Consider the following 15018-nt stretch of genomic DNA (forward strand, 5'->3'; position numbering starts at 1 on the left):
ACCGACTGACACCGGCCTCCCCTCACCACGCCACGTTGGCCGAGCGCGTCGACGTGGGGTCCTGTCGCCGTACCCGCATCTGCCACGTTCTCGTACACCGACGCGCCATCCAGGGCGCGCCAGGAGGAACTGACAATGCAGCCCCTCATCGATCACGCCCGTGCGCACGGACAGCGCCCCGAGGAGTTCGCCCGGCTGGCCGAGGGCCAGTCACCGCAGGTCCTGTTCATCACCTGCTCCGACTCCCGGGTCGTGCCCGCCCTGATCACCGGAGCCCGGCCCGGTGAGCTCTTCGAACTGCGCACCGCGGGCAACATCGTGCCCCCCTACGTCTGCGAGCACCCCACCAGCGAGGCGGCCACCATCGAGTACGCCGTGGGGGTGCTCGGCGTCAGCGACATCGTCGTGTGCGGCCACTCCCACTGCGGAGCCGTCGGCGCGCTGGTGCGCGGCGACGACCTGACCGCCGTGCCGGCCGTGCGCGACTGGCTCGCGCACGCCGCGCCCGAACCACGCACCTCCGACGCGGACGACCCGACGGTCGCGGGGGCCGTGCAGAACCACGTGCTCGCGCAGTTGCTGCGCCTGCGCTCCTACCCGTGCGTCGAGCAGCGCCTGGCGGCGGGCCGGCTGCGGGTGCACGGCTGGTACTACGAAGTGCACACCGGAGCCGTCCGCGAACACCGCGCGGACACCGACACGTTCGAAGCGCTGTGAGCGCCGCCATGGCCGGTCTGAAGAGGTTTCCTCACCTCAAGGAGGACTTCGCCGCCTCCCTGGTCGTCTTCCTGGTCGCGCTCCCGCTGTGCGTCGGCGTGGCCGTCGCCTCCGGCGTGCCCGCCGAACTCGGCCTGATCACCGGCATCGTGGGCGGCATCGTCACCGGGACGATGCGCGGCAGCAGCCTCCAGGTCTCCGGACCGGCGGCCGGGCTGACCGTGCTGGTCTTCGAGGCGGTGCGGGAGTTCGGACTGCCCGTGCTCGGAGTGATCGTGCTCCTCACCGGTGTGCTGCAAGTGCTCATGGGCGCACTGAAGCTGGGGCGTTGGTTCCGGGCCATCTCCGTCTCCGTCGTGGAGGGCATGCTGGCCGGCATCGGACTCGTCCTGATCGCCGGGCAGTTGTACTCCGTGGTCGGGGGCAAGGCCCCGGCCTCGGGCCTGGAGAAGATAGCCGGGCTGCCCGGGGCGCTCGCCGACGCCGCCTCGAGCACCCGTGCGCTGACCTCGCTGGCGCTCGGCGCGGGCACCATCGTCGTCCTCGTGCTGTGGAAGCGCGTGCCGCGCGTGGTGCGGACGGTCCCCGGACCGCTCGCGGCGGTCGGCCTCGCCACGGTCGTCGCCGTGGCCCTCGGCCTGCCGGTGGCCACGGTCGAGGTACACGGGCTGCTGGGCTCGATCCAGCCGCCGCCGCTGGACGCCTTCGCCGAACTGGCGGGCGCGGGCGTGCTCGGCACGATCGTCGCGTTCACGCTGATCGCCTCCGCCGAGTCGCTGTTCAGCGCCGCCGCCGTCGACCGGCTGCACGACGGTCCGCGCACCGCGTACAACAAGGAACTGATGGCGCAGGGCACGGGCAACGCGATCTGCGGGCTGCTGGGCGCCTTGCCGATGACCGCGGTGATCGTGCGCAGCGCGGCCAACGTCCAGGCGGGCGCCAGGACCAAGGCGTCCCGGGTGCTGCACGGCGTGTGGCTGCTGCTGTTCGCGGCGCTGCTGCCCTCCGTGCTGGCGTACATCCCGATCCCGGCCCTCGCCGGCATCCTGGTCTACTCGGGTGCCAAGCTCGTCTCCCTGCGGGAGATCGTCCTTCTGTGGCGCGAGCACCGGGGCGAGGCGCTGATCCTCGTGGTCACGGCCGTGTCGATCGTGGCGGTCAGCATGTTCGAGGGCGTGCTCATCGGCCTCGCGCTGGCCGTCGTGAAGACCGCGTGGGAGGCCTCGCACGTCAGGCTGGAGGTCATCGACAAGGGCGCGGGGCCGGTGCAGGTGTATCTGTCGGGCAACGCGACCTTCCTGCGGCTGCCGAAGATCCTGGACAGCCTGGAGGCGCTGCCGCAGGACCGGCCGGTCGAACTGGACCTGTCCGGGCTGCACCACCGGGACCACGCGTGTCGTAGGGCTCTGGAGAACTGGGCGCAGCGGCACAGCGCGGCCGGCACGGAGCCGGTACGGGTGACGTCCGTCCGCTGACGTCGTGGAGCCGCTCGGCTCCCGATGCGCGAAGGCCCGTCGGTGCCGCCCCGACGGGCCTTCGCTGCGCGTGCTCCCACCACGTCGGCTGTCTCTCGCTCCGGGGCTCCGGCCGAATTATCGTGGCAAGTGCAGATACTCCACAGATGTTCCGGGCCTCTCCACGAGGGGGTTGTCATGCTCCAGGAGCTGGTGGGTGCCTTGGTGGCGGCAGGTGCCGCCGGGCTCGTGTACCTCGCCGCGGCGGCACGGGTCGTCAAGCAGTACGAGCGCGGGGTGGTCTTCCGCTTCGGACGGCTCCTCGGGCCCCCCAGGACGCCCGGTTTCACCGTGATCATTCCGATGGTGGACCGGCTGCAGAAGGTCAACATGCAGATCGTGACGCTGCCCGTCCCCGCGCAGGAGGGGATCACACGGGACAACGTCACCGTGCGCGTGGACGCCGTCGTCTACTTCAAGGTGATCGACGCGGCGAACGCGCTCATCCAGGTCGAGGACTACCGGTTCGCGGTCTCGCAGATGGCGCAGACCTCACTGCGCTCGATCATCGGCAAGAGCGACCTGGACGACCTGCTGTCCAACCGGGAGAAGCTCAACCAGGGGCTTGAGCTGATGATCGACAGCCCGGCCGTGGGCTGGGGCGTGCAGATCGACCGGGTCGAGATCAAGGACGTGTCGCTGCCGGACGCGATGAAGCGGTCGATGGCCCGTCAGGCGGAGGCGGACCGCGAGCGCCGGGCGCGCATCATCAACGCGGACGCCGAACTCCAGGCCTCCAAGAAGCTGGCCCAGGCCGCCGGGGTGATGTCAGAACAGCCGGCCGCGCTCCAGCTGCGGCTGCTGCAGACCGTGGTGGCGGTGGCGGCCGAGAAGAACTCCACGCTCGTGCTGCCGTTCCCGGTGGAGCTGCTGCGGTTCCTGGAGCGGGCGGCACCCCAGGAGGGGGCGGGGACCCACGACGCGGAGCGGTCGTCCCTCGCCGCGGCCGGGCAACCGCCGTCCGCCTCGGCCGAGAGCACGCCGGCCCCCGCGCGCGGGACGGCTTCCGGGCCACCCGAGGAGCAGGTCCCCGCGCCGACCCCCGAACCCGCCTCCGAGGCGTTCTCCGAGCCGGAGCTCGCAGCCGCTCCCGCGCCCGCGCCGCCGCCCCCGCCGCCACCCGCGGACGTACCGCCGTCGTCCTTGAAGATCACTCCCGCGTCTGTCACCCACGACGACTGATCCGCCCGCGCCCGCCGCGCCGCCCAAGCAGCGCCCGCGCCAGCGGCGGGCCCGCCGGGTCGCCCGCCGGAGCACCGATCTCTGGGACGAGTGACCGCGCCACCGGCCGACGCCCCGGGGTGAGGTCGGTGGGCCGCCGCCCGGGGGCGAGTGCGTTGCCCCGGAAGCCCTCCCCGGCGAGCGTCTGGGCGTACAGGACGGTGAGGGCGTTGAGAGCGGTCCTCGACGACCGGTAGGCGGCGGAGCGAGGGCTTCCGTAATCACCAGCCGGGCCGCGGGACATCGTGGCGGCGGCCGGGTGGGTGACTTCCTGGTCCCTCCGACCCGGCACGCCCCCATAGCGGTCTATTCACCCCATTTCCCCCGTTACGTTCGTACGGTGATCCCTCTTGTACGACGTATCGCCGCCGTCTGCGCCCTCGGCGCCGCGCTCGCCGCCTGCGGAGCCCCCCGCACCTCCCAGCACCCCGCGCCCTCCCCCGTGCACCCCTCCGCGCACCCCTCCGCGTCGCCCTCTGCGGCCACACCCGCGCCCACCCTCGCGCGCGGGCCCGGAGGACTGACGCCCGTCTTCACGAAGGGCCCGAACCGCGGGAAGACCGTCGCCCTCACCTTCGACGCGGACATGACGGCGGACCAGGGGCCCCGGGCGGCCGCGGGCCAGCGCTTCGACAACCCCGGGCTGATCGACACGCTGCGGGAGCTGAACGTGCCGGCGACCGTGTTCATGACGGGCCGGTGGGCCGACGAGTACCCCGAGGAGGCCCAGGACATCGGCCGGGACCCGCTGTTCGAGGTCGCCAACCACTCCTACAGCCACTACTCCTTCACCGGAAGCTGCTACGGGCTGCCGGTCCTGCCCGAGAAGCGGATGCGCTCGGACGTGGAGCGCGCCTTCACGGCGATCCGCAAGGCGGGGGTACCCCGTCCGATGCCGTACTTCCGTTTCCCGGGCGGCTGCTACGACGAGAGCGCCCTGCGCGCGATCAGCCCGCTCGGCGTCACCGCGATCCAGTGGGACGTGGTGAGCGGGGACGCGTTCTCGTCGGACGCGGACGCGATCGTGCGGCAGGTGGAGGAGGGAGTGCGGCCCGGTTCCGTGGTGGTCATGCACTGCACGCGCAGCGCGGCGCCCGCGACCGAGCAGGCGATCCGGGCGATCGTTCCCGACCTGCGCAAGCAGGGCTACCGGTTCGTCAAGGTCTCCCAGATGATCGAGGCGTCGGCCGGGCGACGGTAGGACCGGGGCGTCCCGCCACCGGCGGCCTACGCTGGGGGCATGAGCGATTACTGCGGTACGGAGACGGCGGACCGGGCGCCGGAAGCGGGCGGTCCGCCGTTCGCCGAGTGCGTGCTGTGCCGGGAGCCGACGGAGTACCCGGAGTCGTACAAGGGGATCACGCTCTGCCCGGTCTGCGAGTGGCAGGAGGCGCAGCGCACGGCCTGTTCCGGCTGAGCGGCCCGAGACGCGACCGGACCGCTCAGGGCGCGCGACGCGCGGCGAGGGCACAGGCCACGGCCGCCAGGACCACAGGCGTTCCGTCGACCGGCGGCCGAGCCGATGTGAGCACCCTTGGCCTGAAACGCTCACTCGCGAAGAGGACGGCCGTCAAGGAGTCGTTACGGTGTCAAGTCGGCACCAAGTCAAGGGCGTTGACAGTCCCCCGGCTGATAAGATCATCAAACTTTCAGTAGGCTGGCGCCGCGTCATGCACGCGTCACGGGGGACAGTCTCAGGCTCCATCGCGAAGGAGTGTCGTTGGTCCGCCGATGAATTCACGGCACCGCCAGGGCCGTGACAGCGGCCACGGTCCCAGCGGACGGTAACTGCTCCCGCGAGGCGACTTGAAGAGAGTCTCATGACGTCATTGATCAGAGATCCGCTGCTGTGGATCTTGCTAGTGGTAGTGCTCGCTGCGGTTGTCGCAGGGATGCGCGTCCGGAGGACCAACATGGCACTCCGGAAACAGAACGACGACCTGCGTACCAGCCGGGACGGACTCCATGGGGAGTGCCAGCGGCTCCACATGGAATACGCGGCACTCCGTTCCCAGCAGGCCCACGCCCTGGAGGAGGTGCGGCGCGACGCGGAAGCGGAGACGAAGGACGTCCTGAAGTCCTGGATGCGGACGCTGCAGGTGCTCGCCGACGAGCAGCAGCGCTCGATCAGCGACCTGGCCCAGCTGAAGTACGGTGACGATCCGCAGATCCTCGCCGACCTGATGACGATCGACCACACCAACGGCCAGTTCGGCCGGCGGGCCCAGGGCATCGCGGCCCTGTGCGGCGGCTGGCTCGGCCGCCGCGAGACCACCGCGTCGGTGTACGACGTGGCACGGAGCGCCCAGGGCCGTATCAAGCACTTCGACCGGGTGCAGATCCACACCCAGGTCAATGTCTCCGTCACCAGTACGGCCGTCGAGCCCGTGGCGGTCGTCCTCGCGGAACTGCTGGACAACGCCACCAACTACAGCGCGCCCGGCACCCCCGTGGAGATCAACATCCAGGCCGTGCCGACCGGAATCTGCCTCATCATCGACGACGCCGGTCTCGGCATGAGCCAGGAGGAGAAGGACCGCGCCGCCGCACTGCTGAACCCGGAGACATCCGTCTCCATCACGAGCCTCGGCAACCCGCCCCGGGTCGGATTCGCCGTGGCGGGGGTGCTCGCCACCCGCTACGGCTTCAAGGTCTCCGTCGACTCCGTCTCGCCGTACGGCGGCGTACGCGCGGTCATCCTCCTGCCGGAGAGCCTCTTGACCAACGACGCCCCCGAACCGGCGGCCGACGCCGCGCTCTTCGCAGACACCGACCACCCGGCGACGAGACCACGCCCCGCGGCGACGCCGGTGCAGATCGTCGGCACGACGCCCGGCGGCCTCCCCAAGCGCCGGCGCCGTCCGGCGGTCTCGGTCGTGCCGGAGCCGGCCGCGACGGAGCCGGAGCACGACGGCGAGGTGACGGCGTCGCGTATCGGAGCCTTCGCGCGCGGAACGCTCCTCGGGCGCAACACGACCACCACGGAAGGATCTCAAGACCAGTGAAGCCCGACCTGTCGTGGGTGCTGAACGACGTGCTGCAGGTGCGCGGCGCCCGCCATGCGATTCTCGTCTCGGCGGACGGACTGCTCCTGGAGCGCTCCAGCGGAATCCCTCAGGACGACGCCGAGACCAACGCGGCCGCGATGAGCTCGATGCAGTCCCTCAGCCGGGCCGTCGCCGGCTTCGTGGCGAGCGGCAAGGGAGTCTGGAAGCAGACGCTCATGGAGTACGACGGCGGCTGGATCTTCCTGATCGCCGCGGGCAGCGGGGCCTATCTGGCGGTGTCGGCGGCACTGGACGTCGACATGGAGGTCATGTCGATCCGCATGCAGCAACAGGTGAAGGCCCTGGGCAACGCGATGAGCACACCCCCGCGCCAGAGCGCTGGTGCCGACGTATGACCGCGCACGGCGAGGAAGCTCCGGTCTCCAGCGAACTCGTCCGCTCCTACGTCATCACCGGCGGCCGGCGGCTGCCCTCGGCCGACGACCTGTCTCTGCACACCCTGGTCACCCTGGCCCCCGACCGGGAACTGCCGCTCGGGGCCAGTCCGGAGGTACGCCGTATCTGGGACCTGTGCGCCGGCGGCTACCTGGCCGTGGCCGAGGTCGCCGCCCACCTGGGGCTGCCGGTGGGTGTGGCCCGCCTCCTGCTGACCGACTTAGCAGAGCAGGGACACCTGCTGCGCCGCGCCGCCCCACCCCCCGCCCAGGCCGTCGACAGAGCCCTCATCGAAAAGGTGCTGCATGGACTCCAAACCCGTTTCGCCTGAGACCCTCTACGTCTCGGGCGCGGTGACCACCACCGCAAAGATCCTCGTGGTGGGGCACTTCGCCGTGGGCAAGACGACGTTCATCGGCTCACTGTCGGAGATCACCCCGCTGCGCACCGAGGAGAAGATGACCCAGGCGTCCACCCACGTGGACGACCTGCAAGGCGTACCGGACAAGGTGACGACCACCGTCGCGCTGGACTTCGGGCGGCTCACCCTCAGCGACGAGCTCGTGCTGTACCTCTTCGGCACGCCCGGCCAGCAGAGGTTCATGCAGCTGTGGGAGGACATGGCCCGTGGCGCGCTGGGCGCGCTGATCCTCGTCGACCCCGCACGCCTGGCCGACTCGTTCCCGGTCATCGACCTCGTCGAGAAGTACGGCCTCGAGTACGCCATCGCCGTCAACTCCTTCGCGCCCGAGGGCGAGTTCGGGGAGACCGAGATTCGCGAGGCGCTCGATCTCCTCCCCCACACGCCCGTCTCGTACTGCGACGCCCGCAGACGGGAGTCGTCGGCCAAGGCGCTGATCACCCTCGTCCAGCATCTGCTCACCCGTACGGCCTGACCCCGGCCGCAGTCGCACCCCCGCCCCGACCGCGAGGCCGGGAAGACAAAGGAAGACCCATGGAACTTCAGCAACCGGCCGCCACCCGGGGCGTCCCTGCGGGATGCCCCATGCACACCCAGGACTTCGCCGCCGACCCGCACGGCACGTACGACCGGCTGCGCGCCTTCGGGCCCGCGGGCCCCGTCGAACTCGCCCCCGGCGTCGACGCCACCCTGATCACCGACTACCAGGCCGCGCTGAAAGTGCTGCAGAACACCACGGACTTCAGCCGGGACCCCCGCCGGTGGAAGGCGCTCAACGAGGGCCGGATAGCCCTGGACAACCCGGTGCTGCCGATGATGGCGTACCGGCCCAACTGCCTGTTCACCGACGGCGCCGTCCACCTGCGGCTGCGCAAGGCGGTCACCGACAGCCTCGAACGGCTCAACATCGGCCGGATCCGCCGCGATGTGGAGCCCATCGCCGCCTTCCTGATCGACCAGTTCAGCGAACGCGGGCGTGCGGACCTCCTCAACGACTACGCGAAGCTCCTGCCGCTGCTGCTGTTCAACCGGCTCTTCGGCTGCCCGGCCGACATCGGCGACCGGCTCACCGGCTCGATGTCCGCCATGTTCGACGGCAAGGACGCCCTGCGGGCCAACGCGGAACTCACCGCGTGTCTCATGGAGTTGATCACAATCAAGCGCCGTGAGCCCGGCGAGGACGTCACCTCCTGGCTCATCCAGCACCCGGCCGGTCTGAACGACGAGGAACTCAAGGACCAGCTCGTCATGCTGATGGGCGCCGGTGTCGAACCCGAGCGCAACCTCATCGGAAGCGCCCTGCTCCTGCTGCTGACGTCCCGCTCGACGGCCCGTGGCGCCGGCATGCTCACGGAGGAGGCCCTGGACCACGTCCTGTGGAACAACCCGCCCATCGCCAACTACGCCACCCACTACCCCCTGTACGACATCGATCTCGGTGGCGTCCACGTCGACGCCAACACCCCCCTGGTCGTCAGCTTCGCCGCCGCCAACAGCGACCCCTCCCTCAAGGACGCCCGCCAGGCGCGCAGCAAGGGCGCCCATCTCGCCTGGGGCGCCGGCCCGCACGCCTGCCCCGCCAAGTCGCCGTCCCAGGTCATCGCCCTCACCGCGATCGAGGCGCTCCTCAACGCGCTGCCGGACCTCACCCTCGCGGTCCCGGAGGAGGAGCTGCAGTGGCGACCCGGCCCCTTCCACCGCGCCCTGGCGGCGCTGCCCGTGCGCTTCACCCCGACGCCCGGCACCCGGGTGGCCGCATTCCACGCCCCGGCCGCCCCCGCGCCCCAGTCAGCCAGGTCACAGACGGCCGAACCGCCCCGCGTGCCCGCCGCACCCGCGCCGCGCACCGAGGCCAAGCCGGCCAGGAAGGGGTTCTGGAGCAGCGTCATCGATCTGTTCCGCGTATGAGGAACGGAATGTGACAGGGGCAACACACTCTGGCGCATGACCGCGGGTGGGGGACGGGTAGATCCCGCAAGTAACGGTAACGCCCAGCCAAAGGAGCTCCGCGTGACCGCTGTTGACGATTCCGGCGGCATATCCAGTGACCGCCGTGCCGTCATCTCAGTCCTCCGGCGCCTGCGTTCCCTCGAAGGACAGTCCAACCCTCACCCCCTCTGGGAAGAGCTGCGCTCCATGGGCGACGTCGTCCCCGCCCCCTGGGGCGGATACTTCGTCACCGGTTTCGAGGCATGCAGCCAGGTCCTGCGCGGCAGGAACTGGCTCGTGCCCGACATCGCCTGGCAGGAACGCCGGCTCGACCCCGAGCGCTGGCAGGCCCCCGCCACCCGGGAGATGAGCCACACCCTCGCCCGGCTCAACGCCCCGACCCACACCGCCCAACGGCGCAGCCTCGGCAACCTCTTCGACCGCCAGACCCTCGAAGAGCTGCAGCCCGGCATCGAGGACCATGTCACCCGGCTCCTCGACGCCCTGGACGAGCGGTTGCGCGCCCAGGGCGAGGCCGACTTCGTCGCCACCGTCAGCGAGCAACTGCCCATCCGGGCGATCGGGCAATGGCTCGGTATCGCCGAGGAGCACCACGCGCACATCCTGGACATCACCCACCGCCAGGTCCACGCCCAGGAGTTGCTGCCCACCAGAAGCGAACTCGCGATCTCCGCCGAGGCCACGGTCCAGCTGCGGACGTTCTTCACGGAACTCCTCCGGGAGCGCCGTGCCCGGCCCGGCGACGATGTCCTCTCCGGCTGGATCCGTCACTGGGACACCCGGCTGGACGACGAGAGGGAGGTCGCCGACCGGGTCCTGTACTACCTCGCGATGTTCATCACCATCGCCTCGCTGGAGACCACCGCGACCCTGCTCTCCGTCGCCGTCTGGCTCCTCCTGGAGGATCCGGACCGGTGGAACTGGCTGCGCCGGCACCCCGAGCACGTCGACGACGCCATCGACGAGGCGCTGCGCTACGACCCGCCCATCCACCTCAACACCCGCGTCGCCGCCGACGACACCGTCCTGGCGGGCGTACCGATCGCCAAGGACGTGATGGTCCACGTCCTGTACGGCGCCGCCAACCACGACCCCCGCCGCAACGAGAACCCCCACAGCTTCGACATCCTGCGCAACGGCACCCACCTCACGTTCGGCGGGGGCGCCCACTACTGCCTCGGCGCGGCCCTCGCGCGCCTGGAGGCCCGCACCCTGCTGACGCAGCTGCTGAAACGATTTCCGGCTCTCAAGCCCCTCGCCGCCCCCACCTACGCCCCCCGCATGGTCTTCCGGCGCGTGACCTCCCTGAAAGTGACGACATGACCGCCCTGCCTCTCCTGGCCACCGAAACCAGCCAGCCCCTCAAGGCACTGCGGATCGACCGGCAGGGCCCCATCCTGTTTATCGAGCTGAACACCCCGGACCAGGGCAACGCCGTCACGGAGACACTCCTCGACGAACTCCTCGCCGTCCTCGACGCACGGGACCCAGACATCCGGGTGGTCGTGCTCTCCGGCGCCGGGGCGGACTTCTGCCTCGGGGGTGACCGCTCCGAGTTCGCCGAGCACCTGGCCGAGGACCCCACCGGCGCGGGCATCCGTGTCTCCGGGACCAAGGCCCGCCGCGTCTGCGAAGCCCTGACCGACAACCCGGCCGTCACCATCGCCCGGGTCCAGGGCCGGGCCATCGGCGCCGGACTGGCCCTCGCCCTCGCCTGCGATCTGCGGGTCGGGGCCGACACGGCGACATTCCGGCTGCCCGAACTCGCCCTCGGCCTTCCCACCGCGTGGGGTGGCCTGCTGCCCCGGCTCCTCGCCGAGGTCGGCGCGGCGCAGGTCCGGGAGCTCATCCTGACCAGCCGCGCCTTCTCCGCACGGGAGGCCCAGGACCTGTCCGTCCTGCAGAACGTCGTCCCCGAACAAGAGCTCGACGCGGCTGTCATGGCCTGGGCCAAACCGGTTCTGCGCCGCTCCCCCGCCGCCCTGCGCGTGACCAAGGCGCTGCTCAACGCCCACGCCGCGGCCACCCGCCTCGCCGACGCGACCGCCCTCGACTCCGAACTGATGGCCTCCGTGCTCGCCGCGGCCGAGTACGACAGAGCGCCGGAGAACCGGCGAACCGGCCATCTGGTCTGACACCGTCCGCCCGCACCGCCCACCTCCGGATCAGGTGCATGCCAGGAAGGTGCCCTCGTCCTGCCTGGCAGACTGGACGTCGTGAGCAGTGACCAGACCCCCGCCGCGTCCGCGGGGTCGCCGCACGGCGGCCAGGACAGCCCCTTCCGCTCCGAGCCCACCGCGCGCGACGAGGCGCCGCAGTTCGTGCTGCCGCTCGTCGTGCGCATCGAACGGGCGGCCCCTCCGGCGCGCACGGACGCGCTGGAGACGGCGGCCCGCGCCGTGCTCCGGATCCTGGGCGACGAGCGTTCGGGGGGAGAGGGAGAGTGGGCTCGGGCGATGCGGGACTGGCAGGACGCCCGGATCCGCAAGGTGGTGCGGCGGGCGCGCGGCACGGAGTGGCGGCGGGCCGAGGCGCTGGCCGGCATCACCGTCATGGGCAAGTCGGCGGAGGTCCGCGTCTTCCCTCCCGTCCCGCTGGACGGCTGGCCCAAGGACCTGGCCCGGCTGCAGGTGTCGGGCACGGACCTCGACGACCCGGAACCGCCGGTCGAGGCCGATCCGGCGACCCCCGTACTGTGGCTGAACCCGGACCTGGAGATGTCGGCGGGCAAGGCCATGGCCCAGGCGGGCCATGGCGCGCACCTGGCCTGGTGGGCCCTGCCGGACGAGGAGCGCGCCTCCTGGCGGGACGCGGGCTTCCCCCTCGCCGTCCGCACGGCGGCCGCGTCCCGCTGGAGCGAACTCACCACCTCCGGCCTCCCCCTGGTGAGGGACGCGGGCTTCACGGAGATCGCCCCGGGCAGCTGCACGGTGGTGGCGGACCACCCGGCACTGCGGCGGCACTGAGAGCTCCGAACAATGGGCGCCCTGCTCGCGGCGTCTGGTGCCGCGGCGGCCGCCGTGCGGTCGCGCGGCGCGTCGACGGGCGGCTTGTCCTCGCCGACCGAGGAGCCCGGCTTCCGCAGGGGCCCCGCGTTCGCCCGCACGTCCCCGGCGAGCACGGCCTTCCCGATGACGAAGAGGCTGCCGTCCTCCGGTTCGATGACGTCCGGACAGCCGTCGGCCCCGGTGGACGCCCGCTCGGGGGGTCCGTCCGACGCGGCGCATGTGACTCCGGCGTGACACGATCGGCGCTATGGGCACCGAGACGGACTGGGTGTACCGGGTGGACGAGCCGCACGGCTCCCAAGGCTGGCACCCCTACGGCGACCACCCCGGACGGTGGCGCGGGACGATCACGAGCGACGACCCGGCCGAAAACGCCCAGTACGCCGCCGCCCTGGTCGTCTGCGACCTGATGACCGAGTGGGACCGGCGAGGCTCCCACGACGTCAAGCACGTCAGGGTGCTCGTCTGGGAGGGCCGGGAGGGCAGCGACGCGGACGCCGTCTTCACGGTGGAGATCCAGCCCGAGATCCACGGTGAGTGAGCGGCGGGTGTCCGATCCGCCGCTTGTGATCTTCGCCCCGGCCACGAGATCTGGGTCCCGTGTACGTGTAGGCGGTCACCCAGGTGATGTCCATCTGTGCCCAGGAGCCGGGCGCCGCGTAGGCCCCGTACAGGGCGCTCTCGTTCTGCAGGACCCAGCTCAGCGGGCGTGAGGCGACGCCGCGGGTGTCGCTCAGGTACAGATGACCGTCCAGGTAGTAGCGCGCGTGGCCGGGGGTCCACTCCAGGCTGACCGTGTGCCAGTCGGTGAAGGGCTTGCCGGTGTCGGCGTAGCCCTGGTCCCGGCCGTCGCAGGGGTGGTGGAAGACGTGGACGGTGTCGACCCAGTTCTGTTCGTACATGTCCATCTCGCAGCCGCCGCCGTACAGCAGCCAGGCGCTCTTGTAGCCGGGCGCGGCCTTCACGACCCGGACACGGGCGCTGTACTTCCCGTACGCCTGCTGCATCACCTTGCGCGGCACCACGGCCGCCACATGGAGGTCGCCTCCCGACATCGGCCGGTACATACGGATGTGCATACGGCCGTCGCCGCCCGCGGCGGGCCCCACCCACACCGTGTCGTCGGCGCGGTGCTCGCCGCCGAGCACGCGGGTGTCGCCGTCGGAGTGGTTGCGTGGGTTGGCGGTGTCGTACCAGCCGCGCGGGTAGGCCCACCAGTCGGCGCGGTAGCGGCCGGTGAGGCCGCCGCAGTAGGCACTGCGGGTGTCGGCGTGGTGGTCGCAGTCGCTGAAGGAGCCCAGCGGCACCACGTCCCCGTCGAAGTCATCGGCGAAGACCTGGTGGAAGAGGCCGCAGTCGCCGCGCGGCATCACGGTGCCGCTGGTGTGGCAGGCGTCCTCGGACGGCGTCAGGGCGTCCGCCCGCGGTGGCGGGAAGGCCAGCACGAGGGCGAGGGCGGCGAGGACGAGGGCGATGACACCGCGTGGGCGGTGCCGGCGGTGTCGGCTCATCTCCTGCTCCTGACTCAGGGGCCGCGACCGGTGCGGCGATCTCCGGGACCCCGGGACCGGGCGAGGAGGGACGGGGCCTGCAACAGGTCTTCCTGGAGGCCGCGCGCGTGAGTTCCGCCGCCCGGGTGATCTCGTCCGGATGCGCCGTCGCATCTTCCGGCCCAGGGCTCGGAACAGGGCGTTTTACCGAAGTGTCAACAGGCCTTGCCCAGTCTTTGAACGCCGCGACGTCCTCGTACGTACCTCCCGGCACTGGCCAAGCACCCATCCCCAACGACCAGTTGGTTTCCCCCGGAGGCTCCCTTGCGGCGCATCAACGGTACGGCCCTCCTCATCGCAGCCCTCGCCACCACCGTCGGCGCGCTCGCGTTCCCCGTCTGGTCATACGCCGACCGCTCAGGCACCGGACAGGCGAACGTCGCCGCCGGCACGGTGGCCACCAAATGGGGGCCGCTCACCGCGGCGGACCGCGATCTGATCGTCCGCGTACGGCTGGCCGGGCTGTGGGAGCTCCCGGCCGGACAGCAGGCGATCGAGCGGGCACCGACCCAGGCGATCAAGGAGGCCGGCGACCACCTCATCGTCGGCCACACCGACCTCGACAAGCGCGTACGCATCATCGCGGCCCAGCTCGGCGTCGAGCTGCCCAACCAGCCGAACGAGCAGCAACAGGGCTGGCTGCGGGAGTTGACCGCGGCGAGCGGACAGGAGTACCGGTACAAGTTCGCGAACCTGCTGCGCGCCGCGCACGGCAAGATCTTCCCGGCGATCGGCGCCGTCCGGAACACCACGCGGAACACGCTGGTGCGGCAGCTCGCCTCGGACGCCAACCAGACCGTGCTCGACCACATCACGGTGCTGGAGAAGACCGGCAACGTCGACTTCGACGCCATCGCCAACGACGCGGTGGCCGGTACGACCGCCAGCCCGACCGGTCCCCCGCCCCCCGTCCCCGGCGCCGTCGCGCCCTCCGCGCCCGCCGCGGTGCCGAGCGGCACCCCCCGGATCAGCTCCAGCCCGTCGCCGGGCGATCCGGGCACGGTCAGCACCGGCCGACCGGATCCCGTCGACTCGGAGAACGTGCTGCGGTAGCGCGGCATTGCGGAGTCCGGAACCTCAAATGTTGCTCTGAACGTCCCCGGGAAGGGGTTCGGCCCCGGGGACGCGGGCCATGACTCCGTCACACCGGCAGCGGAGGTCCGCCGCCGGGGGGCGGGCGGCGGTTCCGGGGCC

Annotated in this window: 17 protein-coding genes and 1 pseudogene; 16 read left to right on the forward strand and 2 right to left on the reverse strand. The window is 71.4% G+C overall.

Annotated features, from left to right (window positions below; translation table 11 throughout):
* Positions 1 to 135: 135 nt before the first annotated feature.
* From ASC56_RS29915 to ASC56_RS29925, 3 genes are all read left to right on the forward strand, one after another.
* The gene (locus ASC56_RS29915; RefSeq protein ID WP_055494693.1) at positions 136 to 717 is read left to right on the forward strand and encodes a carbonic anhydrase; all 582 of its coding nucleotides are present in this window, start codon (positions 136 to 138) and stop codon (positions 715 to 717) included.
* 8 nt (positions 718 to 725) lie between these two features.
* Complete coding sequence (locus ASC56_RS29920; protein ID WP_055494773.1) at positions 726 to 2192, forward strand: SulP family inorganic anion transporter; 1467 nt, start codon at positions 726 to 728, stop codon at positions 2190 to 2192.
* A 177-nt stretch (positions 2193 to 2369) separates the two neighbouring features.
* Positions 2370 to 3413 carry a slipin family protein gene (locus tag ASC56_RS29925; protein WP_055494694.1) on the forward strand — a complete coding sequence of 348 codons (1044 nt, stop codon included), beginning with the start codon at positions 2370 to 2372 and terminating at the stop codon, positions 3411 to 3413.
* On the opposite strand, the pseudogene ASC56_RS43230 reads toward ASC56_RS29925, so the two are convergent.
* Positions 3397 to 3669: pseudogene (locus ASC56_RS43230) on the reverse strand (hypothetical protein); the annotation flags it as partial. The gene ASC56_RS29925 and the pseudogene ASC56_RS43230 overlap by 17 nt on opposite strands.
* Before the next feature lie 123 nt (positions 3670 to 3792).
* Here ASC56_RS43230 and ASC56_RS29930 point away from each other — a divergent pair.
* The 12 genes from ASC56_RS29930 (at position 3793) to ASC56_RS29980 (ending at position 12815) form a co-directional block, all read left to right on the forward strand.
* On the forward strand, positions 3793 to 4653 hold the full coding sequence (locus tag ASC56_RS29930) for a polysaccharide deacetylase family protein (RefSeq protein ID WP_055494695.1): 861 nt from the start codon (positions 3793 to 3795) through the stop codon (positions 4651 to 4653).
* Between the two features lie 39 nt (positions 4654 to 4692).
* A complete protein-coding gene (locus ASC56_RS41315) occupies positions 4693 to 4869 on the forward strand; it encodes a hypothetical protein (protein WP_199836100.1) in 177 nt (58 codons plus the stop codon).
* A gap of 403 nt (positions 4870 to 5272) precedes the next feature.
* Positions 5273 to 6457, forward strand: coding sequence for an ATP-binding protein (locus tag ASC56_RS29935; RefSeq protein ID WP_055494696.1), 1185 nt, complete (start codon positions 5273 to 5275; stop codon positions 6455 to 6457).
* Complete coding sequence (locus ASC56_RS29940; protein ID WP_055494697.1) at positions 6454 to 6855, forward strand: roadblock/LC7 domain-containing protein; 402 nt, start codon at positions 6454 to 6456, stop codon at positions 6853 to 6855. The genes ASC56_RS29935 and ASC56_RS29940 overlap by 4 nt, the downstream gene beginning before the upstream one ends.
* Positions 6852 to 7226: a DUF742 domain-containing protein gene (locus tag ASC56_RS29945; RefSeq protein ID WP_055494698.1), complete on the forward strand. Its 375-nt coding sequence runs from the start codon at positions 6852 to 6854 to the stop codon at positions 7224 to 7226. The genes ASC56_RS29940 and ASC56_RS29945 overlap by 4 nt, the downstream gene beginning before the upstream one ends.
* A complete protein-coding gene (locus tag ASC56_RS29950; protein ID WP_055494699.1) occupies positions 7201 to 7791 on the forward strand; it encodes an ATP/GTP-binding protein in 591 nt (196 codons plus the stop codon). Before ASC56_RS29945 ends, ASC56_RS29950 begins: the two co-directional genes overlap by 26 nt.
* Positions 7792 to 7850: 59 nt before the next feature.
* Positions 7851 to 9224 carry a cytochrome P450 gene (locus ASC56_RS29955; RefSeq protein ID WP_234377109.1) on the forward strand — a complete coding sequence of 458 codons (1374 nt, stop codon included), beginning with the start codon at positions 7851 to 7853 and terminating at the stop codon, positions 9222 to 9224.
* Positions 9225 to 9326: 102 nt separating this feature from the next.
* Positions 9327 to 10589, forward strand: a complete 1263-nt coding sequence (locus tag ASC56_RS29960) for a cytochrome P450 (RefSeq protein WP_055494701.1) — start codon at positions 9327 to 9329, stop codon at positions 10587 to 10589.
* A complete protein-coding gene (locus ASC56_RS29965; RefSeq protein ID WP_055494702.1) occupies positions 10586 to 11401 on the forward strand; it encodes an enoyl-CoA hydratase/isomerase family protein in 816 nt (271 codons plus the stop codon). Before ASC56_RS29960 ends, ASC56_RS29965 begins: the two co-directional genes overlap by 4 nt.
* Positions 11402 to 11482: 81 nt before the next feature.
* On the forward strand, positions 11483 to 12232 hold the full coding sequence (locus ASC56_RS29970) for an aminoacyl-tRNA hydrolase (RefSeq protein WP_055494703.1): 750 nt from the start codon (positions 11483 to 11485) through the stop codon (positions 12230 to 12232).
* Between the two features lie 12 nt (positions 12233 to 12244).
* Positions 12245 to 12508, forward strand: coding sequence for a hypothetical protein (locus ASC56_RS29975; protein ID WP_055494704.1), 264 nt, complete (start codon positions 12245 to 12247; stop codon positions 12506 to 12508).
* Positions 12509 to 12521: 13 nt separating this feature from the next.
* Positions 12522 to 12815, forward strand: a complete 294-nt coding sequence (locus ASC56_RS29980) for a hypothetical protein (protein WP_055494705.1) — start codon at positions 12522 to 12524, stop codon at positions 12813 to 12815.
* On the opposite strand, the gene ASC56_RS29985 is transcribed toward ASC56_RS29980, so the two are convergent.
* Positions 12778 to 13785 (reverse strand): glycoside hydrolase family 16 protein, encoded by a 1008-nt coding sequence (locus tag ASC56_RS29985; protein WP_063785025.1) that lies wholly within the window; start codon positions 13783 to 13785, stop codon positions 12778 to 12780. The genes ASC56_RS29980 and ASC56_RS29985 overlap by 38 nt on opposite strands.
* 303 nt (positions 13786 to 14088) lie before the next feature.
* Between ASC56_RS29985 and ASC56_RS29990 the strand changes: the two genes are divergently transcribed.
* Complete coding sequence (locus ASC56_RS29990; RefSeq protein WP_055494706.1) at positions 14089 to 14877, forward strand: DUF4142 domain-containing protein; 789 nt, start codon at positions 14089 to 14091, stop codon at positions 14875 to 14877.
* Positions 14878 to 15018: the final 141 nt, after the last annotated feature.

Source organism: Streptomyces sp. TP-A0356 (assembly GCF_001417775.1).
Taxonomy (GTDB): Bacteria; Actinomycetota; Actinomycetes; order Streptomycetales; family Streptomycetaceae; genus Streptomyces.